20 protein-coding genes are annotated in these 22,315 nt (G+C 41.8%); 13 read left to right on the forward strand and 7 right to left on the reverse strand.

Translation table 11 applies throughout. The annotated features are described in order from the left end of the window. The first annotated feature begins 923 nt into the window (after positions 1 to 923). The 9 genes from RMY63_RS10410 (at position 924) to RMY63_RS10450 (ending at position 11,485) form a co-directional block, all read left to right on the forward strand. Positions 924 to 3,140 (forward strand): peptidase domain-containing ABC transporter, encoded by a 2,217-nt coding sequence (locus RMY63_RS10410; RefSeq protein ID WP_322728617.1) that lies wholly within the window; start codon positions 924 to 926, stop codon positions 3,138 to 3,140. Positions 3,141 to 3,221: 81 nt separating this feature from the next. After that, positions 3,222 to 4,604 (forward strand): HlyD family secretion protein, encoded by a 1,383-nt coding sequence (locus RMY63_RS10415; RefSeq protein WP_322728618.1) that lies wholly within the window; start codon positions 3,222 to 3,224, stop codon positions 4,602 to 4,604. Between the two features lie 347 nt (positions 4,605 to 4,951). After that, positions 4,952 to 5,380 carry a hypothetical protein gene (locus RMY63_RS10420; protein WP_322728619.1) on the forward strand — a complete coding sequence of 143 codons (429 nt, stop codon included), beginning with the start codon at positions 4,952 to 4,954 and terminating at the stop codon, positions 5,378 to 5,380. A 666-nt stretch (positions 5,381 to 6,046) separates the two neighbouring features. Next, the gene (locus RMY63_RS10425; protein WP_322728620.1) at positions 6,047 to 7,405 is read left to right on the forward strand and encodes an APC family permease; all 1,359 of its coding nucleotides are present in this window, start codon (positions 6,047 to 6,049) and stop codon (positions 7,403 to 7,405) included. A 114-nt stretch (positions 7,406 to 7,519) separates the two neighbouring features. Further along, positions 7,520 to 8,182 carry a methyltransferase domain-containing protein gene (locus RMY63_RS10430; protein ID WP_322728621.1) on the forward strand — a complete coding sequence of 221 codons (663 nt, stop codon included), beginning with the start codon at positions 7,520 to 7,522 and terminating at the stop codon, positions 8,180 to 8,182. A 244-nt stretch (positions 8,183 to 8,426) separates the two neighbouring features. Further along, positions 8,427 to 9,236: a glucose 1-dehydrogenase gene (locus tag RMY63_RS10435; RefSeq protein ID WP_322728622.1), complete on the forward strand. Its 810-nt coding sequence runs from the start codon at positions 8,427 to 8,429 to the stop codon at positions 9,234 to 9,236. A gap of 61 nt (positions 9,237 to 9,297) precedes the next feature. After that, entirely contained in the window at positions 9,298 to 10,701 is a 1,404-nt protein-coding gene (locus RMY63_RS10440; protein WP_322728623.1) for a glycoside hydrolase 100 family protein, read from the forward strand. A gap of 218 nt (positions 10,702 to 10,919) precedes the next feature. After that, entirely contained in the window at positions 10,920 to 11,252 is a 333-nt protein-coding gene (locus RMY63_RS10445; RefSeq protein WP_322728624.1) for a DUF6883 domain-containing protein, read from the forward strand. A gap of 17 nt (positions 11,253 to 11,269) precedes the next feature. Continuing rightward, the gene (locus RMY63_RS10450; protein WP_322728625.1) at positions 11,270 to 11,485 is read left to right on the forward strand and encodes a DUF4926 domain-containing protein; all 216 of its coding nucleotides are present in this window, start codon (positions 11,270 to 11,272) and stop codon (positions 11,483 to 11,485) included. A 68-nt stretch (positions 11,486 to 11,553) separates the two neighbouring features. Here the strand turns inward: RMY63_RS10450 and RMY63_RS10455 are convergent, their stop codons facing one another. The 5 genes from RMY63_RS10455 to RMY63_RS10475 form a co-directional block, all read right to left on the reverse strand. Then, a complete protein-coding gene (locus RMY63_RS10455; protein WP_322728626.1) occupies positions 11,554 to 12,288 on the reverse strand; it encodes an HAD family hydrolase in 735 nt (244 codons plus the stop codon). Positions 12,289 to 12,483: 195 nt separating this feature from the next. Next, positions 12,484 to 13,548 carry a 30S ribosomal protein S1 gene (locus tag RMY63_RS10460; protein ID WP_322728627.1) on the reverse strand — a complete coding sequence of 355 codons (1,065 nt, stop codon included), beginning with the start codon at positions 13,546 to 13,548 and terminating at the stop codon, positions 12,484 to 12,486. A 469-nt stretch (positions 13,549 to 14,017) separates the two neighbouring features. Further along, entirely contained in the window at positions 14,018 to 14,125 is a 108-nt protein-coding gene (locus RMY63_RS10465) for a photosystem II reaction center protein T (protein ID WP_084227385.1), read from the reverse strand. Positions 14,126 to 14,236: 111 nt separating this feature from the next. Then, on the reverse strand, positions 14,237 to 15,766 hold the full coding sequence (gene psbB, locus RMY63_RS10470) for a photosystem II chlorophyll-binding protein CP47 (protein ID WP_322728628.1): 1,530 nt from the start codon (positions 15,764 to 15,766) through the stop codon (positions 14,237 to 14,239). A 483-nt stretch (positions 15,767 to 16,249) separates the two neighbouring features. After that, a complete protein-coding gene (locus RMY63_RS10475) occupies positions 16,250 to 16,576 on the reverse strand; it encodes a hypothetical protein (protein ID WP_322728629.1) in 327 nt (108 codons plus the stop codon). A gap of 675 nt (positions 16,577 to 17,251) precedes the next feature. On the opposite strand from RMY63_RS10475, the gene RMY63_RS10480 reads away from it, so the two are divergent. The 3 genes from RMY63_RS10480 to RMY63_RS10490 all read left to right on the forward strand — a co-directional run bounded on the left by RMY63_RS10480 (position 17,252) and on the right by RMY63_RS10490 (position 20,508). Then, positions 17,252 to 18,904, forward strand: a complete 1,653-nt coding sequence (locus tag RMY63_RS10480; protein WP_322728630.1) for an ABC transporter substrate-binding protein — start codon at positions 17,252 to 17,254, stop codon at positions 18,902 to 18,904. Positions 18,905 to 18,999: 95 nt separating this feature from the next. Next, positions 19,000 to 20,025 (forward strand): ABC transporter permease, encoded by a 1,026-nt coding sequence (locus RMY63_RS10485; RefSeq protein ID WP_322728631.1) that lies wholly within the window; start codon positions 19,000 to 19,002, stop codon positions 20,023 to 20,025. A 345-nt stretch (positions 20,026 to 20,370) separates the two neighbouring features. Further along, positions 20,371 to 20,508 carry a hypothetical protein gene (locus tag RMY63_RS10490; RefSeq protein ID WP_322728632.1) on the forward strand — a complete coding sequence of 46 codons (138 nt, stop codon included), beginning with the start codon at positions 20,371 to 20,373 and terminating at the stop codon, positions 20,506 to 20,508. Positions 20,509 to 20,537: 29 nt separating this feature from the next. Here the strand turns inward: RMY63_RS10490 and RMY63_RS10495 are convergent, their stop codons facing one another. Continuing rightward, on the reverse strand, positions 20,538 to 21,200 hold the full coding sequence (locus RMY63_RS10495; RefSeq protein WP_322728633.1) for a carboxypeptidase-like regulatory domain-containing protein: 663 nt from the start codon (positions 21,198 to 21,200) through the stop codon (positions 20,538 to 20,540). Between the two features lie 568 nt (positions 21,201 to 21,768). Between RMY63_RS10495 and RMY63_RS10500 the strand changes: the two genes are divergently transcribed. Then, positions 21,769 to 21,945 (forward strand): hypothetical protein, encoded by a 177-nt coding sequence (locus tag RMY63_RS10500; protein ID WP_322728634.1) that lies wholly within the window; start codon positions 21,769 to 21,771, stop codon positions 21,943 to 21,945. 52 nt (positions 21,946 to 21,997) lie between these two features. Here the strand turns inward: RMY63_RS10500 and RMY63_RS10505 are convergent. Further along, positions 21,998 to 22,315 (reverse strand): hypothetical protein (locus RMY63_RS10505; protein WP_322728635.1); only part of this gene is annotated, 318 nt, incomplete at its 5' end.

The raw sequence follows: 22,315 nt of genomic DNA on the forward strand, positions 1-22,315 counted from the left end.
ATGCGTGGATTAACCTCTCCTTATAAAGAAGAGGCTTAAATATTGAAAATTTTTGTTTTTTTCTCCGTAAACAGAGAGGCTTGAAACCGTTTTTTGGATTCTAGATTTAGATTTAATCCAAAATCCAAAATCTAAAATCCTTGCATTGTCTCGGTCAAATATTCACGACTATCCAGACACAAACCGCTTTTGGACTTGTCTCCACACCCTGTTTGACATTAGGGCAATTGCTTTAAGTTGTCACCAATAACCAGAAGCTGAAAACGAGATTTTAAAAGGGTTTTAGCTTAAGTTTACACCAATGGGTCGTAATGCTCCTACTTTTTCATTTCGGTTTTTGATACATCACCGACCACTTTTAAAAATCCTCTAAGAAGTTTTAGTTATCTTCTTCAATTGACTTTCCAAAATTGGAAAGTCAATTTCCTAATTTGACGATGTGCGTCTAATCAAATTTATTTATTGTAAAAGAGTGCAGTGAAGGCGAACACCTAAAACACCAGCGGTGCACAGACTCAACTTACTAATCTACCTTAATCAACTAAGGAGAAGAACAATGTCGTACATCAGAAACGGGAGTAGGGAGTAGGGAGTAGGGAATAGGGCTGAAGGCTTTTCGAGTTGAGGGCGAGTTTTTTCACGCAATCAAATCATAGTCCTATATTTCTTCTTGCAGATTAGAATCCTCTGGAAAAACATAAAACACAAAAGAATGCTCTCACTTTCGCTAATAGCTGAGTAACATCCTTTTGTTGTAGTTCGTAGGGGCGAGGTCGTTTTAGCTCCTACTTTTTCACTTTAATGAAAATACTAAAAAATCAACATAAATGGTAATATTCATAGCTTAATTTGTGCGTATAAATATGCAAACAGCATGAGAATGAAGTCGCACATTACATAACCAAGTAATCCCCGAAGTTTTTATGAAATACCAGGTTGTTCTCCAACACAGTGAAGAAGATTGCGGCGCTGCTTGCCTTGCAACTATTGCCAAACATTACGGACGTACTTTAACTCTAGGCCGGGTACGAGAAGCGGTAGGAACTCTTTCGCAAGGTACTACTTTGCTTGGTTTGAATCGAGGTGCAGAAGCTTTAGGATTTAATGTCCGTCAAGTCAAAGCTTCTGCTCAATTGATCGACAGTTTAGATAAGGCTCCAATGCCCGCAATTATACATTGGAAAGGCTACCACTGGGTAGTTTTATACGGGCAAAAAGGAAACAAATATGTGATTTGCGATCCTGGCGTTGGTATCCGCTACCTCAGCCGTAAGGAATTAGTTGAGGGTTGGAGCAATGGGATTATGCTGCTATTGCTGCCAGACGACACCCGTTTTTATGAGCAGGCGGACGATCAAGTGAGTGGCTTTGGGCGCTATCTTAAGCGTGTTTGGCCTTATCGCTTCCTTTTGGGTCAGGCGATCGCGATCAATATTGCGATCGGACTTTTGTCTCTGGCCTCTCCCTTGATGATGCAACTTCTCACCGATGATGTGCTAGTGCGGGGAGATACTCAACTATTAACTACCGTGGCAATTGGGGTAATTGCCATGAACTTATTTAAAAGTGCAATTGGTTTGGTACAGTCTCACCTCATCGGTCACTTCGGTCAACGGTTGCAATTAGGACTGCTGCTGGACTACGGTCGAAAACTTTTACACTTGCCCTTATCTTACTTTGAAGGACATCGAAGTGGAGAAGTTGTCAGCCGAATTGGCGATATTAATGCCATCAATGGGTTAGTTTCGCAGATTGTTCTTGGTTTACCTAGCGAATTTTTTATTGCTTTAGTTTCCTTGGGCTTTATGCTGTTCTTGAGTTGGCAATTGACTCTGGCTTCCGTATTGGCCTTTGTCATCGTCACCTTAGTTAACCTGCTTTTCCTACCCGCCTTGCGCCAGAAAACTCGTAAACTTATCGTTTTAGGCACTGAAAACCAAGGCTTTTTGGTAGAAACCTTTCGCGGCGTCCAAGTACTCAAAACAACCCAAGCAACTCCACAAGCTTGGCAAGAGTATCAAACCAATTATGGTCGCCTCGCTAACTTGGGCTGGAGTACGATGAAACTGGAACTCTACAGCAGTACATTCACTAATATTCTTTCAAGTTTAACTAGTATAGGTTTACTCTGGTTAGGCAGCTATTTAGTAATTAATCAAACATTATCCATCGGTCAGCTGCTAGCGTTTAACGGCATGAGTGGGAATTTTCTCGGTTTTTTGAGTTCAGTAATCGGGTTAGCTGATGAGTTTATTACTGCCCAAATTGTCATCCAACGGATGGCTGAAGTGATTGATGCTACCCCAGAAGACTCGAATGAACAGAAAAAGCCTTGGGCAGCAATTTCCACTGATGCAAATATTATTTGCACTAAAGTTAACTTCCACCATGCTGGTAGAGTTGATCTCCTGCAAGATTTTTCGTTGACTATCCCTAGCGGTAAAGTTATTGCTTTAATTGGTAAATCTGGTTGTGGTAAAAGTACCCTAGCCAAACTGATTGCTGGTTTATATTCCCTCCAGTCTGGCAATATCCGTTATGGCATCTACAATAGACAAGACTTATCTTTAGAATGTCTGCGACAGCAGGTAGTCTTAGTACCGCAAGACCCGCACTTCTGGAGTCGTTCAATCGTTGATAACTTCCACTTCAGCTATCCTGACGTGACTTTTGAAGAAATTGTCACAGCTTGCCACATTGCAGGGGCTGATGAATTTATTAGCGAACTACCTGACAAGTATCATACCGTTTTAGGAGAATTTGGAGCTAATCTTTCTGGTGGACAACGGCAGAGATTAGCGATCGCCAGAGCGATAATTACTAACCCGCCGATACTAATTTTAGATGAATCCACTGGCGCTCTCGATCCGGTGAGTGAAGCTGAAGTATTAGATCGACTGCTTACCTATCGCCAAGGCAAAACCACAATTTTAATTAGTCACCGCCCCAGAGTCATTGAGCGAGCCGATTGGATTGTATTACTAGAGAAAGGACGTTTGCAAATCCAAGGTTCTCCAGATGAATTGCGCCAAATTGCTGGCGACCACTTGGGCTTCCTAGATGATGTTCGGTCATCAACTCCAAGTTTACTGGTGAAATCTTCCGGTCAGGCTAATGGCAAATACGCCGTCATCAGTTAATTTCATCCTCTTTCTTTGAAATTTTGGATTACTCCTCGACCATCTCTTGCCCTCAAAAATCATCTCTCCCTCATTATTATTATGGTTAGTCAGCCTAATCCTATCTTGCTGCCCCCAGTTGAAGAAAACGATTTTCTTCCACCACTTGGTCATTGGACTACTATTGGTGGTGCGATCGCATTGGTAACTGTGACAATAGCAATTGCCGTCGCCTCTGTAACTAAATATAAAGTCACCGTTCAAGCACAGGCAAATCTGCGTCCAGCTGGTGAGTTGCGGCTGGTTCAGGCTGCTACGGAAGGCCCAGTTATGCGGATTTTTGTGAAAGAGAATCAGGTTGTCAAAATAGGAGATGCGATCGCTACTATTGATGACTCGAAGCTGCAAACCAAGAAGAGTCAACTAGAAAGTAGTATTAGGCAAATCAAATTACAGCTGGTTCAAATCGACGCTCAGATTCATGCTCTTAATAACCAAGTTATAGCCCAAACTGACAGCACCAAGCGTGCGGTTGCGGGGGCTGAAGCCCAATTAAGCAGTCGCAAGCGGGATTATCGAGATAAGCAAATTACTACTGTTAGTGATGTCCAAGAAGCCGCAGCGAATGTCAAAGCAGCAACTGCCGGTTTAAGAGCAGCCGAGACAAAGCGAAACCGATATGAGAACGTAGCCAAAGTTGGAGCTTTGTCACAAGATCAATTTGAGGAAGCACAACTAGCTGTTCGCCAGCAAGAACAAGCACTCTCGGCTGCCAAAGCCAAATTGCAAAGCCTACAAGCTGCCTTGAATCCAACTTTAGCAGAAGTAGCGATCGCCCAAGAACACATTGCTCAAGAAAAAGCTACGGGGCAAGGTACTATCGCTACATTAAACAAAGAACGCAACGCGCTAATTCAGCAACGGATTGAAATGCAAAAACAGTTCGAGCATGATGGCCGCGAACTTAAACAAGTGAATATCGAACTTAAGGAGACGATCGTTTCTGCCACAGCAGACGGTGTGATCTCCAAGCTAAACCTACGTAACCCCGGTCAAACATTGCGCCCTGGAGAAGAAATCGCCCAAATTGTTCCTACTTCTGCCCCCTTGGTAATTAAAGCAGTGGTAGGAACTGAGGATAAAAACAAGCTGAAACCAGCACAAAACGTGCAAATGCGAGTTTCTGCCTGTCCCTATCCAGATTACGGTACTCTCAAAGGTAAAGTTAAATCAATTTCTCCAGATGCATTTTTCCCACCAGCGAATAATGGTGCTTCTACAGGTGCTTCTACAATGGCAACTACTCCCAGAGCTACTGCTGCCTTCTATGAGGTAACAATTGAACCTGAAGCTCTGTCTTTAGGTCGAGGAAACAAACAATGTTCCGTTCAAATGGGAATGGAAGGCAGAGCCGAGATTATTTCTAAAGAAGAGACTGTACTCCAATTCTTTTTGAGAAAAGCAAGGCTAATTGCAGATGTTTGACACTGCTAAGTAAGTGGGTCAAATTAAATATAAAACCTCACCCTGGCTCCGGCTTCCCTCTCCTTAGTAAGGAGAGGGATTGAGGGTGAGGTTTATATCTTATGTTTAATTACGCCTACCTACTTATATCATCTCCGGTTAATTAGTTATAATTCCCGTAATCTATGCAGAAACCGGAAAACCCTCTTTCCCCCTGCCCTCTGCCCCTTGTCCTCTTATTGACATTCAATTGGCTCTATAGATAGAGAAATATCCTGAGCAAAGCTGGTATATTTAAAAGTTTTATTAGTAACAATTTTTGAATAAAATTAAAAGATTAACCTGGTATTTTTACAAGCCTTGACAGTATGAATATGGAATTTTTTAACAGGATTCCTTTGATGCCTTTAGTATTACTCTTATTGGCTTACATTCTCTTGGGATGGTATCTTGCTGCTAATCATATTATTTGGTTAGTAGGAGCTTTTGTTGTTGCTATGGTTATAGCTGTAGTCCGAAAGAGTTTTTCTTGGTTAGAGCGTTTAGTTGAGTTTGGCTCGAAAACTTTAGTTGTCATCTTGTTTTTAAGTATATCAATTGCTTTAATAGCAACTTGGTTGATATTATTAAGGCTATTTATTATCCCCTTAGCCACTACGCTTTTAGCTGATTTGGAAATGCGCTTTTCTGGCTGCAATAAATTAGATTCATTTTGGGTTATAACTGTCCTAGCTGGATTGGGTTTGCTAGTAGGTGAAGTAATAGATATTTTACTTTTTCCCAGTTGCAGATACTAAATAATTAGGGATAAAAAGCTGATATATTATTTATTAATTAACAGCGCACAAATTTGCATTCCTAGTTAATCGAAACTATGGAGCGATCGCTGTCGTAGTACAGCAGGGTGTAAATAAAGCATCCATTTTAAATCAATGAAACTTTGCAGTATAAAAATTACGCGTAGTAGTCCCAGCTTTTTAATCAAACAAGGCACGATTACCCTTTATGAGTCAATCATTCTTTAGATGAGTATAAATCTCACTAGTGGAAGACGTTTTACCAATTCAGATTTTTTACCCTATTTGCAGAAAGATGTTGTCTAGCAAGAGAATTTAGAGCGATGCCTACGGCGGCAAGCTACGCAGGGAGGCTAATCTGAATGTGGCCAGATGAATATTACAGTTTGAAGACATACAGCAGAATTCAGGAGTAAAAGACGCTTTATACCTGGGTAACAGATAAATCGTTGTGTACCTTACCAACTTGAAATCTGCTGTATCACTGGTGAGTGTCACTTTCTCATCACATTTATTGTTAACCATAGAACTACAGGTAAAACAGTGATTTAAGGTCTTATTGAAGCGTGAGTTCCTAAATCTGGAGTACATAGGATGATTCCTCTGTTGAACAAAGACTGTAAAACAAAGCCAAAAGTCCCAACTCAAAACTAATAAGGAAGTAATGTGAGTAGACGTAAAAACTACAATTTGCTCGATCAGACAACATCAACTGAAGTAGCAGCACCCAAACCATCCCTGACATTACCAGACGCAGTGGCTCTAATTGTCGGTATTGTCATCGGAGCCGGGATTTTTGAAACTCCGGCTCTAGTGGCCAGTCAAGCAGGTAGCAATATTGCTATACTGCTTTTTTGGCTAATGGGTGGTGTGGTATCTCTGGTAGGAGCGCTGTGCTATGCAGAGTTGGCCACTGTCTATCCCGACGTTGGGGGTGCCTACTATTATTTGAAACGTGCATTCGGGCGGGGAGTCGCGTTTTTATTTGCCTGGGCGCGGATGACAGTGATTCAAACTGGTTCCATTGCTCTTTTGGCATTTGTTTTTGGCGATTATGTTTCTCAGATATGGCAGCTAGGAACGTTTTCGTCTTCTATATATGCAGCCATAGCGATCGCACTTTTAACTGCTTTGAACATTATCGGTTTGCAACAGGGTAAGTGGACACAAAACTTGCTGAGTGCTGCGAAAGTTCTAGGTTTGTTGCTGGTAGTAATTATTGGGCTTACCGCCATTCCTAATTCTGCCACCCCTGTAGAATCTGCATCATCGGGAACCTGGGGACTAGCAATGGTGTTTGTGTTGCTATCTTATGGTGGTTGGAATGAGGCAGCTTACATCTCCGCAGAAATTCAAGATGGACGACGTAATATTGTGCGATCGCTAATGTGGAGTATTGGTATCATTACAGCCATTTATCTACTAATCAATCTGGCTTACCTGCGCGGACTGGGATTAGCAAATATGGCACAGTCAAAAGCAGTAGCCGCAGATTTAATGCGCTCTCTTTGGGGCGAACCGGGAGCTTTGTTCATCAGTGTACTGATTGCGATCGCTACTTTGGGAGCAACCAACGCCACAATCTTTACTGGAGCGCGCACCAACTACGCACTGGGACAGGATTTTTCGCTATTTGGTTTTATGGGACGCTGGCAACAACGTCCTAGCAGTCCTACCTATGCCTTATTCTTACAAGCAGCGATCGCCTTAGCATTGGTTGTTTTAGGCACGCTCACCCGCAAAGGCTTTGAAACAATGGTGGATTACACTGCCCCGATATTTTGGTTTTTCTTCCTGCTTTCCGGCATATCACTGCTGGTATTGCGCATCCGCGAACCCCACATAGTTCGCCCTTTCCGTGTGCCATTTTATCCTTTCATTCCATTACTGTTTTGCACCGTCTGCGCTTACTTGCTGTACTCCAGCTTGGTTTATACAGGTGTAGGAGCAATTGCAGGTGTTTTAGTTGTTGCAGCAGGTATTCCCCTGTTGTTGTGGAATAACTACCGCCAAGGTAGGACTTAATACAATTTTGGATTTTGCAATTTAAACCTCACACTATGAGCAATTCAAAATTCTATGATTATCAGTTGTTTTACTAACTACTGATCACAAGCTACCAAATTAAGGAGAAAAGTCATGAACTTCAAAAAAATTCTGTTTTTACTGGTTACAGGCGTTAGTATTACTAGCTTAGGAATTTCTGGGTGTACGCCGCAACAACAAGATTTGGAAGCTGGGACACAACAGCCTTCTACTTTAACAGGTCAGACCGAAACCGAAACACCATCAGCGACAACTCCTACAACTCAAGTCCAAGAACGTCCTGGAGATGTTCCTTATGTACCTACACCACAGCCAGTGGTAGATGCAATGTTGCAAGTGGCAAAAGTGGGGAAAAATGATGTGTTGTACGACCTTGGTAGTGGTGATGGCAGAATTGTCAATACTGCGGCACAAAAGTTTGGTACGCGCGGCGTTGGTATAGATATTGACCCCGATCGCATCAAAGAAGCTAATGCTAATGCTCAAAAGGCAGGAGTAACCGATCGCGTCAAATTTATCCAACAAGATTTATTCAACACTGATTTTAGTGAAGCAACAGTAGTTACACTTTATTTACTGCCAGAGATCAACGCCAAACTCCGTCCCAAGCTCTTGAAAGAACTTAAACCTGGGACTCGCATTGTCTCCCACGCCTTCGATATGGGTGATTGGAAACCACAGCAGACTCTGAATGTAGAAGGCAAAACTATTTACTATTGGGTAGTTCCTGAACAAGTACCAGCGAATTTGCGATAGGGATTAATACCAATTCGTAATTAAGAGGTGTCAGATTCAAGTTAAGTTTCCATATCTTGAATCTGTAGCCTGATTGGTGAGAATTGTTTTCAGAAATTAAAAATTATCAAATACTTATTTTTTAACTTTAAATTCCCTCCACTGGGGGTTGACAGTACTAGCTTTAAATGTAGAAAAGAGTAATCTAAAATCCAAAATTGCTTGACTGATACAAATTCAAATAAAGGCAGCTTAGGGAGGAAATATGATAGGCTTAAAAGGAAAGAATGCTTTAATTACAGGTGCAACTTCAGGTATCGGTCAGGCGATCGCTATCAGACTCGCTCAAGAAGGGTGCAACATCGCCATCAATTACCGCTCATACCCGGAAGCCGCAGCAGACACGGAAGAGATGGCATTACAAAAAGCCTGCGGAAATATCGAAAATTGTGGTGTGAAGTCGCTACTGGTTCAGGGAGATGTTTCCCAAGAATCAGACATTGTTGAGATGGTCAACACTGTAGTCAAGGAATTTGGCAGTTTAGATATTTTAGTTAACAATGCTGGCATTCAAGAAGAAAGTCCATCCCACGAAGTTACCACAGCAGACTTTGACCGGGTAATTGCAATTAATCTCCGGGGTGCTTATCTGTGCGCCCGTGAAACTATTAAACACCTCCTATCTGTTAATCGTCCGGGGGTGATTATTAATATTTCCAGCGTTCACGAAATTATTGGGCGACCGATGTATATCAGTTATTCCATTAGCAAAGGCGGTATGGAAAACTTAACCAAAACTTTAGCATTGGAATATGCTAGCCGACGTATTCGTGTCAACGCCATTGGCCCCGGAGCAACAGTCACGCCAATAAATGAAGCCTGGATAGACGATCCTGAAAAAAAGGCGATCGTGGAAAGTCACATCCCGATGGGACGTGCTGGCACCTCAGAGGAGATGGCAGCCGCAGTAGCTTTTTTAGCTTCGGATGAAGCCGCCTACATCACCGGACAAACGCTATTTGTAGATGGTGGATTGACTCTATATGCTGACTTCCGGGAATCTTGGTCAGCTTGAGGTTAGGCTGGCGTACTTTCCACATTAAGCCGATACATACCATTAGTGGAATTAAACGCTCATGACTAGCGCGATCAATAAGAACAGTCAGACGGAAACAGAAGCCTGGGAATTATTAGAAGAGTCCGTAATTTATTACCAAGGAAAACCCATTGGTACTGTAGCCGCCCACGATCGGGAGTCAGATGCACTCAATTATGACCAGTGCTTCCTCCGCGATTTTGTCCCTTCTGCCTTGGTGTTTCTCATGCACGGCAAAGCAGAGATTGTGCGTAACTTCTTAGTAGAAACACTGAAATTACAAAGTCATGAAAAGCAGATAGACTGCTTTGAACCGGGAGCGGGATTAATGCCTGCCAGTTTCAAAGTACATTCTAATGGGAATGAGGAATTTTTGATCGCTGATTTTGGAGAGCAAGCGATCGCTCGTGTTCCCCCAATTGATTCTTGTATGTGGTGGATTCTCTTGCTACGAACCTATGAAAAAGCTACAGGCGATTTGTCACTAGCGCGTCAACCAGATTTTCAAGCTGGAATCAAACTAATTTTGGATCTTTGCTTAGTACATCGGTTTTCCATGTACCCAACAATGTTAGTTCCCGATGGCGCGTTTATGATTGATCGTCGCATGGGAGTTTACGAACATCCTTTAGAAATTCAGGTGTTATTCTACGCATCTTTGAGGGCTGCTAGCGAATTACTTTTACCAAATGGGGATGGCGATAGCTACCTTAGCAAAGTCAATAGGCGATTGGGATCTTTGAAATATCATATCTGCAACTATTATTGGCTAGACCTAAAGCGATTGGGGGAAATCTATCGTTACAAAGATAATGAATTTGGTAAAGAAATTGTTAATAAATTCAACATCAACTCAGAATCAATTCCTACTTGGTTGACCGAGTGGTTGCCCGAAACTGGAGGATATTTAGCGGGAAATCTGGGGCCGGGGCGGATAGATTTTCGCTTTTTTGCTCTGGGAAATCTGATGGCAATCTTAACTTCCTTAGCAAGCGAAAAAGAATCTCAAAGCATTATGAATTTATTCGCCCAACGTTGGCAAGACTTAATCGGCTATATGCCTGTTAAAATTTGCTTTCCCGCTTTGGAAGGCTTAGAGTGGAGAATTGTTACAGGATGTGACTCTAAGAACAGGGCTTGGTCTTATCACAACGGCGGTAACTGGCCCGTTTTACTTTGGTTATTTACCGCTGCGGCACTGAAAGCAGAGCGAACAGAACTTGCCCAAGCAGCGATCGCTATTGCCGAAAGGCGTTTATTTAGAGATAAATTCCCGGAATACTATGATGGCAACAATGGTCGTTTAATTGGCAAAGAAGCCCGAATTTATCAAACTTGGAGCATTGCCGGATTGCTAGCTGCTAAAAAGCTTGTGGAAAATCCAGAGTACTTGGAATTAATCAGTTTTGCAGAGGGTCTTGAAGGCCCAGGCTGTAGCCTGTAGTGGCGTGTTAAGGTTAAAACCCACATTCTGCAGGTTAGTTAAAAAAGAAGATAATATTTTCGACAAGGAGCACCAAAAAACTGGTGAATGAAATTTCTGATGAAATGCTCATGGGTGAAGGTCGCGTGTACGGTGGTGGATTGTATAAGCTAGAGCCAAAGGAATTGGGTAATGCTATTGCCTCAATTTCACTATCGTTTTAACGTAGCGAACGGATTATGAAACTTCCTAACCCTGAACGCGCTATCGTTGAAATAGAGAAAATAACAGGTTACTGTCTCAACCCAGAACATTCAGAGGGTAAACATAAAGCGCGTGTATTTAAATCTGCACTAAACTTAGATTTAAATGATGCGTCAGAACTACAAGCAGCACTTTTGCAAGCAGTAGCTGATTATGATGCTATCCCTGGTAAAAGCAATCCATACGGTCAAAAATATGTCATCGATTTTCCCCTGACTCGCTCAGATAAACAAGCAATTATTCAAAGCGTTTGGATAGTGCGTAATAATGAAAGCTTTCCCCGTCTAGTTACCTGTTATGTACTATAAGCAGTGAGGTAATAGCAATGAAATTATTAGATGTTGTTGCCCTGACCGAAGACTTACCAGAATTAGAATTATATCGTGGTCAAGTAGGAACAATTGTAGAGGAATATGAACCTGGAGTTTTTGAAATAGAATTCAGCGACTTAACAGGAAAAGCTTATGCAGTAGAAATTTTAAATGCTAATCAACTAATGATTTTATACCATCAGCCAATTGGTGAAAGAACATTAGTGTAAATGTATAACTTGGTCGTACTAACGTGAGTTCGACAGGTTAAAAAAGGTGCAATCGAACTCACGTTAAATTAATCCTCTAAAATCTGGATTTCATCAAGTTGATTAATTACCACATCCGCACCTCGGACATGATCTGACTTACCTACCCAAGTGATACCAATACAACCTGCGGCTTTAGCATTACGCGCCATTTGCATATCACCAACTGAATCACCCACCATTAAGGTAGCGTTCGATTCAACTCCCAAAGCTTGGCAAGCTTGCAAAAATAGCACTGGGTCTGGTTTACTCGGCCCTTCATCTACGCCCATTTCTAACTGGATATAATCACTTAACTGGTGATTGGCTACAAAATTACGTACTTCTTCAGTTGTCGCAGCCGAGAGGATGCCAAGTTTTAGTCCACCCTCTTGCAGGTACTTCAAAATTTCTAAGCTACCCACAAACAATGGTGAAGGAGTTTGTCCAATGTATTTTTCCGCTTCATCTAAAGCTTGACGGGCTATTTTTAAGCACTCAAACCATCCTCTTCCTGTTTCGGCAATATATGCCGCAGCCGCAACTTCTGTTTCGCGGCGGCTTGCTACTGATATTAAACCTGCGGGATCTAGAAGATTGCCATTGATGCCAAATGCCATTAATAGGGGTTCTCCAGTTCCAGGAATTTGAGCATCTATTAATCTTGCTGCCTTTTGTGCTAGCGATCGCAAATACGTTTCTGAATCTTCTAGAGTACCGTTTTTGTCAAATAAAATTGCCTGGATATTATCAAAAGTAATATTTCTACATTTAATAGTTGCCATAATATTTAACTTCTATAGCAAGGGACTGGGAACTGGGTGAAAAGTCTTTTTGTGTCTAAGTTTTATCATCTGTTGATGTCCTAATCACAACTCATCACTTTCACCGATTCTCCACATAAAAAAAGAGGGTTTTTCCCTCTTTATAAAATGATTTAATACTCTTACTTAAAAATAAGTAAAACTCTAAAAAATCTATTACTCTTCAATAGCTGCTGGAATTCCTTCTTCAATTTCCGTCGCTGCTGGAATCTCTGTTTCAATTGCCGCAACTAGTGGAATATCTTCATCAAGTTCTGTTGCTGGTGGAATATCTTCGTCTGCTACAACTTCCGCAGTTGAAGCCGCAGCAGTAGCAACTTGCTGCTTGGCTAATAGCTGTTCGCGATACTTAGCAGCCATTTCTTCTGCTTTATCGTACACCAAATCCCGGTTTTTAATCATATCACCGGGTTCGGGTTCTAGCTGCTTGGTAGATAGGGAAATGCGACCCCTTTCTGCATCCAAGTCAATGATCATAACTTTCACTTCATCATTGACATTGAACACGCTATGAGGTGTATCAATATGTTCGTGAGAAATCTCAGAAATATGGAGTAGACCACTGACACCGCCAATGTCGATAAAAGCACCGTAGGGTTTGATCCCACGAACAGTACCAATTACTACTTCGCCGACTTCTAGGCGGTTCATCTTGCGCTCAACCAGCGCCCGACGGTGAGACAGAACGAGGCGATTACGTTCTTCATCCACCTCTAGGAATTTCAACGGCAGATCCTCGCCTACCAATTCTTCTTTAGGTTTGCGGGTACTGATGTGGGAACCTGGGATAAAGCCACGTAATCCTTCAATTCGTACCAATGCTCCACCGCGATTGGTTGCAAATACGCCAGAACGGACAGTAGCATCTTCTGCTTGCAACTGTCGCACGCGTTCCCAAGCCCGCATATATTCAATACGGCGAATGGAAAGGGTTAATTGACCATCTTCGTTTTCATCAGTAAGGATGAAAAATTCGCGCGTTTCGTTAGACTGTAATACTTCTTCCGGGCTATCCACCCGGTTAATAGACATTTCTTGTATAGGTATATATGCTGCGGTTTTAGCACCAATGTCAATCAGAGCGCCGCGCGGCTCTATACTGAAAACTGTTCCTGGCACAACATCGCCAGGGCTAAAATGATAATCGTATTTGTCAAGTAGAGCAGCGAAATCTTCGTGAGTGAATCCAATTTCTGTAGCGGTTAAATTCTGATTGACCATGCTGATTTGTTCCTGGTTCTAGTCTCCGTAAAGGTGGTGTAACAAGCGCGATGAGTTATGTAATGCAGTACTATAGCAGCTTACACAAAACATCCTTTTTCATCCTAGCGCACAAAAGCTAGCATTAACACATATCTACTCCCAAGATTGGAAATTATATCACAACATTTAGTCATTGGTCATTGGTCATTGGTCATTTGTCATTGGTCATTGGTCATTAGACTTCTTGCATAAATCAAAAAAAGAACCTCACCCCGCCTTTGACTTACGTCAAATTCTCCCCTAAGAGCCTGCTCTTAGGGGTTGGGGGTGGGGTGTTAGGAGTCAATGGTGAGAAACAACACAAAGGACAAAGGACAAATGACAAATGACAAATGACAAATGACAAACACAATAATATCCGTTGCCACCATGCTTAGTAGCAACGGATATTAAGATTAAATCCGTTTAAAGGTCTGGTAATTAGGATCTACTTATCTTTTGGTTTTTCAAAGCGAGGGGGTTCGCGAAATGCGATCGCAAAGAAGAGAGTACCTATACACAGAGTAAAAATCAAGATGTACGCAACGCTTTCCATATTACAATTTCCTCTTTATCCAGCAGTAGTTAAAGTTTTTAATGCTGAGTTACCTGAGCGCTGAGTCAGAGCCTTAACTCAGCACCCAGCACTCAGTACTCAGCACTGAAATTAAAGAGCTTCCTTCCGGCGGGTTGACTTGTCACCTACTTTCTGGAACAAACCCCACTCAACTTGCTCTTCAAGATCCGCGTCAACACCAGCAAATACGTCTCGGTAGATTGTCCGAGCGCCATGCCAGAGATGACCAAAGAAGAACAAGAGAGCAAATACGGCGTGTCCAAAGGTAAACCAACCTCTAGGACTGGTGCGGAATACACCATCAGAGTTCAAGGTTTCTCGGTCAAATTCAAAGATTTCACCGCCTTGAGCCTTACGGGCATACTTCTTCACATCAGCTGGTTCTGTAAAGGTCTGACCATTCAGATTGCCACCGTAGAAACTAACGGTGACACCAGATTGCTCGAAGCTATATTTAGATTCTGCCCGACGGAAGGGAATGTCAGCGCGGACAATTCCATCTGCGTCAGTCAATACCACTGGGAAGGTTTCAAAGAAGTTGGGGAGACGACGTACAGTTAATTCTCGTCCTTCAGAATCTTTGAATACGCCGTGACCTTGCCAAGACTGGGCAATGCCGTCACCTTTCACCATCGGCCCTGTACGGAATAAACCACCTTTAGCGGGGCTATTACCGACATAATCATAGAAAGCCAATTTTTCAGGAATCTGCGACCAAGCTTGCTCAAGGGTTGCACCTTGGGCAACGTTTGTTTGGACGCGGCGCTGAATTTCTTGACGGAAGTAGTTCTGATCCCATTGATAGCGGGTAGGGCCAAACAATTCTATGGGAGTGGCGGCGTTACCGTACCACATAGTACCAGCAACCACGAAAGCAGCAAAGAAGACTGCTGCAATACTGCTAGAAAGTACTGTTTCAATGTTCCCCATCCGTAGGGCTTTGTAGAGCCGTTCGGGGGGTCTAACTGTCAGGTGGAATAAGCCTGCAATAATACCAACAACACCAGCGGCAATGTGGTGAGCCGCAATGCCACCAGGGTTATAGGGGTTAAAACCATCTGGGCCCCATTCTGGTGCTACTGCCTGGGCCGCACCAGTTACACCATAAGCGTCAGAAACCCATATCCCCGGCCCAAATAGTCCAGTGACATGAAAAGCACCAAATCCAAAACAAAGTAGACCAGATAAGAACAGGTGAATGCCAAACATTTTTGGCAAGTCGAGAGCCGGTTCACCAGTGCGGGGATCTCTAAAAAGTTCCAAATCCCAGTAAACCCAGTGCCATACGGCGGCTAGAAATAGCAGACCGGAAAGAACAATATGAGCAGCAGCAACGCCTTCAAATGACCAGAAGCCAGGATCGGTTGATGGTCCACCAGTAACGTTCCAACCACCCCAAGATTGAGTGACGCCCAAACGTGACATGAACGGCAGGACGTACATTCCTTGACGCCACATCGGATTGAGAACTGCATCGCTAGGGTCAAAAACAGCCAGTTCGTAGAGTGCCATCGAACCAGCCCAGCCTGCTACTAAGGCTGTGTGCATTAGGTGTACAGAAATTAGTCGCCCTGGATCATTCAGAACGACTGTATGTACTCGGTACCAGGGTAGTCCCATCGACTACGCTCCTCCTCGATGAGTTAGTTTACAAATGCAATTTTCTTACTGAGGTTATGAGAGACGAAAATCGCCACTCATAAAACTCTCTTTTGTTTTTTGTTATTGCCAGAGCCAGAGTATCACCACAGCTTAGTCTTAATAAGTCAGACAGCGTGGGTGCTTTGGCAATGCTTACTCGCTTCGGGAGGTTTACCTATGTAGGGTAGCCATCGCCAAGCAAAAATGAGAATGTTTTAAAAAGTGTAACTATTGATGGAATTGTTTGCAAGCGTGTAAATTGATGCGATCGCGTAGCATATCCAAGTTTTTTCGCTACTAATACCCGTCAAGGATTAAATTTGCTTATCTTTTCTTTACGAGGGGAGTGGGGAATGGGGAGTGGGTGAACAAGAGGAGGGGACAAGAATAATTATGTTGTTATGTTACTTGGCCTACTCCCTACTCCCTACTCCCCACTCCCTACTCCCCACTCCCCACTATCTACTGAACCACCAACTGGATATTTTGCAGTTGACACTTCGCCTCAGCTATACTCAGGCGTTCGATTACCTGTTCGGCGCTCATCAGACGCTTGAGTACTACTTGACCGATGGTCTGGCTGGCAATTACTGGTGTTGTTGGCTTCACTTCCACGGTTAAAACGGCTTCTTCTACTCGATAAAGCCAGAGCAATTCGTTTTCTTCGACTAAACAAATATTCATTCGCTGAATATCTGGTTGGCGTCGCCATGCAGTTATTTGCCAGAGTCCATCAGATGCCCAGACTCTTGCAACTGCCCATCCCTCAGATAGAAAGAAATACTTCACGGTCTTAGTCTCACTATTAGACTTTCAATCTGCTGTTAACAATATCGCGATCGCTTTACTCGCTGATGTTCAAACACTCTTCTTTTTGAGAATACAGCGGATCTTGATGATAAAACCCTTTATCAGTAGTCTGTTCCCAAGCAGCAAGAGGTAAAATCTCAACGTACACTACTTGGGCTAAGTGTCAAAGCTTAACAAGACCTATTTTCCTAGTAACTATAGAATTTACGACAAATTTAACCAATGTTGAAAATTTTAATGAAATAAAAATTTTTCAATACTTAACAAATCTTAAATGTCAAATTCTGTATTTCATCAATGATTTTTTGTAACCAAATAGTGTATATGCGTAGCCCGTAGTAGGCTTCGCACAGTAGCAATAAACTTAATTATGAAGTTGAGTATCCGCCACAAATTTTTGATTTATAGCACAAGCCTTGGTGATTAGGACATCAACAGATGATAAAACTTAGACACAAAAAGACTTTTCACCCAGTCCCAGTCCCCATTACCCCTTATCCCCTTCAGGGGCCCCACCATCCCCAGTCCCTTGCTATAGATGACTACGGAGCATTCCATCGAAACAAGAACCACTATAAATTGTGAAGATTCAGCATAAGAGTCACAAATGTAGTAGAATTGCTGACCGCTACTGATATCAAATATATTATTGCTATGACCTGGTTTTCCTTGTTCATGAAACGGTGGGGTCGGATTACACAATTCCTATCTTTGTTTTGTCTATGTTTATTTTTAGTTGTTAGTTGCGCTCCTCGTCCTAAGTCTTCTACGCCGCCATCTGGTTCTGTAAATACCCCTACAGGTGATGGTCGTATTACTATTGGTACAACAGCAAAGCCAAGAACCCTTGATCCGGCTGATGCTTATGAGTTAGCATCTTTAGGTTTAGTGTTTAATATGAGCGATCGCCTCTACAACTACGAACCAGGAAGCACCGAAATTAAGCCCCAACTAGCTACAGCATTACCCAAAGTCAGTCAAGACGGCTTAACTTATACCATCCCCTTACGTCAGGGAGTAGTTTTTCACGATGGGACTCCCTTCAACGCTCAAGCAATGGTTTTTACCATCCAGCGTTTTATTGAAAATAAAGGAAAACCCTCATTTTTACTAGCTGATATAGTAGATTCGATAAAACCTACAAGTGAGTATGAGTTGACAATTAAGCTGAAAAAGTCCTTTGCAGCTTTTCCCTCACTGTTGGCATTTCCTGGAGTGTGTGCCGTTTCACCAAAAGCTTACGAAGTCGGTGCTGGTAGATTCAAGCCGAATATTTTTGTGGGAACTGGCCCTTATAAATTAGGACAGTATGGTACCGATTCCATCCGATTTGATGTGTTTGATAAATATTGGGGAGAAAAACCAGCTAACAAGGGTGTTAATCTCCAAATTCAAACTAGTCCGGTTAATTTGTTTAATGCTTTTCGTACAGGTGCAATCGATGTCGCTTATCTGTCGCTGCAACCAGATCAAAATCGGAGTTTGGAAGAAGGTGGAAAAAAAGGGGATTGGCAAGCGATCGCAGCTGAAGGTAGTGTAGTAAGTTATCTAGTATTAAACCGAAATCAAAAGCCTTTAGATAAATTAGAGGTAAGACAAGCGATCGCCTCCATAATTGACCGTCCACTTTTAAATGAGCGAGTATTATTTGGTCAAGCAGATCCGCTTTATAGCATGATTCCCACAACATTTAAAGTTTCTCTGCCATTATTCAAAGATAAATATGGTGATGCTAACTTCGATCAAGCTAAAAAATTATTAACCACTGCTGGTTTCTCCAAAGAAAATCCTGCAAAAGTGCAAGTTTGGTATCCTTCAAGTTCACCGACTCGTAGTTTGGCAGCACAGACGCTCAAATCCCTTGTGGATGTCAAAATGGATGGAATACTTCAGTTTGAAGTTACTCAAGCGGAAGGGCCTGCCTTCTTTAAAGACATTGCTAAGGGTTTGTATCCGGCAGCTTTACTTGATTGGTATCCAGACTTTTTAGATCCAGATAATTACGTCCAGCCATTTTTGTCTTGTGACAAAGGTTCAACTGCTAAAGGATGCGAAGATGGAGGCAGTCAAACTCAGGGTTCGTTTTACTATAGCGAAGCCATAAATAAACTGATTGATGGGCAACGCAAAGAACAAAACCCCGAAGCGCGTCAGAAGATTTTTACAGAAATTCAAACGCAAGTTACTACTGATGTACCTTACGTTCCCTTATGGCAAAACAAAGACTATGTATTTGCCCGCAATGGTGTTAGCAGCGTCCAACTTAACCCGATCCAAATTTTGATTTACCAGACACTTAAAAAGTAGTTATGGGGCATGGGGCATGGGGCATCATTCACAAATAACAAATGACCAATGACAAATGACAAATGACAAATGACAAATGACAAATAACTAAAATTATGTCTCGCTCTAAAGCCTTACAATATTACATTGTTTCTCGTTTGCTTCTTGCGCCACTTCAGCTATTAACTATCATCACTATTGTATTTCTTTTACTAAGAGCAACACCAGGAGATCCAGCAGATGCAATTCTTGGTGGACGTGCACCAGAAGCAGCTAAAGAAGAATTGCGAAAACAACTCGGTTTAAATCTTCCCCTGTGGCTACAGTACCTAAATTATTTGGGAAGCATACTACGCTTTGACTTGGGAACCTCTTTAATGAGTCGCGGACAGAATGTTTGGGACATAATTGGGCAATATTTCCCGGCGACGGTGGAGTTAGCAGTATGTAGTATGGCAGTTGCACTTATTGTTGGAATTGCGGTTGGGACTCTTTCGGCTTCCCGTCCTGGGACATATTTTGATGTCAGCGGGCGCTTATTTGGTATCATCACCTACGCACTCCCGATGTTTTGGGCGGGAATGCTTTTGCAGTTGATTTTCTCAGTCCAACTGGGTTGGTTTCCTAATTCCAATCGCTTTCCGTCTAATCTGCCGGCTCCCACTCCTGTCACTGGATTGTATACAATTGATAGCCTACTCGGTGGAAATTTCACCCAGTTTTTCGCATCTTTGCACCATCTTGCTCTACCAAGTCTCACACTAGGAATTTTGCTTAGTGGAATTTTTGAGCGAATTGTACGAGTGAATTTAAAGCAAACCTTGCAAGCAGATTATGTAGAAGCGGCTAGAGCTAGAGGTATTGGTGAAAATAAGATTTTAGCTTCCCACGCTTTAAAAAATGCGCTAATTCCAGTGATTACAGTCTTGGGATTAACCTTTGCATCTCTGTTAGGTGGGGCGATTTTGACAGAGGTAACATTTTCTTGGCCTGGGTTAGCTAATCGATTGTATCAAGCGATCGCCGATCGCGATTATCCCACAGTCCAGGGAGTGCTAGTCTTTTTTGGTGCGATCGTTGTCAGCGCCAGCATTTTAATTGATATTTTAAATGCTTATGTAGATCCGCGAATTCGGTATTAAGCTGTTGGACATTTTGTTAAATTTCTTGAGAAATACCACTGGTTTAAACTTATTGTAAGCCATAAAACTATTACTCTCTTTCGCTTTATATCAACTTCCTGCGTTTAAGAGATAGCCCCCAAGGTGTGGGTGAAGTGCTGATGGCAATTTGTGATGAAATTTCTCAAACTATTAAACTTCCATCACCAGATGACACTTATTTACTAAATCTCCCTTACCGAACTTTTGAACGTTATTTAAATAGGCTTTCAGGAAGGTGCAGCTACCCGCCAAATTCTCGCTAACCCAGGTAATGAAGACTTCTCCCTTGACTACCTCCCGGAAGCTTTAGATAAAATTTATGCTTTGACACACGGTCAACCATATTTAGTGCAACTCGTGGGTTTTCAGTTAGTGCGCGGCTATAATGACTTTGTTTTTGAGCAAGGACGATCGCGTGACCCAGTTTTCACAGTAGAAGATGTGGAAGCAGTATTGGGGTGAAACTATCCTAATGTCGTCTAATCTAAAAACTAAAGTTTTTTATAACAGCGCCACATATCTGAGCGACCAATATTCATAAGATAAGCAAAGGTTCCAGGATATGCCCTTTCACAAGCGGCATTCATATCTATTTTATAATCAATAAATTTAGATCGATCACTTGTTAAATAAACTCGACAATACCATGTAGAAGGGTCTTCTTTTCTTGTAATAGCTTCTGTGTTTGTATTAGGTCTTTGATTTTTACAATCTTGATTGAGATGTAGTTCTAATCCTTCATTAAGATTGGGTTTTATTCTTTCTGATGGTTCTGAAGCCGATTTTGGAATTAAGATTCCTGGATTGCTTATTAATGCTACTAAAACTGCACTTGTAGCTCCTATTATAGCTATTAAGATAGGAACTGGTAGTCCAGTAGACTCTACTATATCATCCTCTATGAGTCGAATTTCTGTAAGCTTTTTATTATTAACAGCAAACTTAATATTGCGATTATAAAGTTTATATCCTTTAGCTTCTACTTTGATCTTTATGTCAATAGTTGTAGTTGTAGTTGTATCAACTGAAAAGCTAAAAATTCCTTCTGCATCAGTGTGGTCTACAGATGGAGTTTCTTCATCTTCAAATGAAATTTTAGCATCTTTAATAGGTCTACTTTCTTTGTCAACAACTCTACCTGTAAATTTAGGCATAATCTTCTAATTTTCCTTAACTTTGCTAACAAAAGGAGAATTTTTTAAATGATTATTCAGCCGTATGCTATTAAAGCATCCTTAGCTTTAATAACATCATAAGTAAAAATGGTCATAATATTGTCTTTCATTTGTAAAGATATTTTTTAGTGATGTTAATTACATGTTATGTAACTCATTTTTAATTACAAAATTTAGCCAATATGAATAAATCTTGGCTAATGTTTCTTATACCAAATCTATGTGAACCTGCATAGAATAATTCCCTTGTATGGCATAGAGTTGACGTTTTTTTTATTCTGTGCAACTTCATAGAGAATTGGTATTACCTGAGTAATACGCAATTGTTTTTGCTGGTTATTCTAATGTTGAATACTTTACAATAAGCGTCTTTTTGCTGATGTTGTAATATCTATATTTCCTAACATTTACCCAATCGGAGACAGTATTGACAACGTCATCGCCCTCAATACCTACTCGTCGGTCACTTCCAAAATTTTTGCAAATGACCGTAGGTTTCCCGTTGCCGCTCCATTTCGTCATGAATAGCTACTATTAGTCTGAGATAGTGTGCCTCTTTCTCCAGCAGCCTAAACTGGATGCCTTAGCTCAGTCTACAGGTATGAACGACACCAATTTACAAGAAACGCTAAATACTCTGAAGCGTCATGATGTTGTTGAGGAAACTCAGGGAAGCTGGCGGATTATGGTAGAACTTTTTCGCCGTTGGGTTTTGCAGGAGTAGGCGAATAGAAGAAAGCGAATGGAATTCGCGGCTACACAGGCAAAGTCCGCCTTCACGGACTAATTTTAGCGATCGCATTTGTTATTTCGGCGATCGCATTTGTTATTTCGGCGATCGCATTTGCTATTTTGGCGTTCGCATTTACTATTTCGGGGTTCGCATTTGCTATTTCGGGGTTCGCATTTGCTATTTCGGAGTAAGCATTTGTTATTTCGGAGTTCGCATTTGTTATTTCGGAGTTCGCATTTGTTATTTTGGAGTTCGCATTTGTTATTTTGGAGTTCGCATTTGTTACTTCGACGACAGCATTTGTTATATGGGAGCATCGAGTTTTGGAAGATTTACCACTTATGGGAAAATGTAAAGGGAA

Source organism: Nostoc sp. ChiQUE01b, assembly GCF_034531255.1.
Lineage (GTDB): Bacteria > Cyanobacteriota > Cyanobacteriia > Cyanobacteriales > Nostocaceae > Nostoc.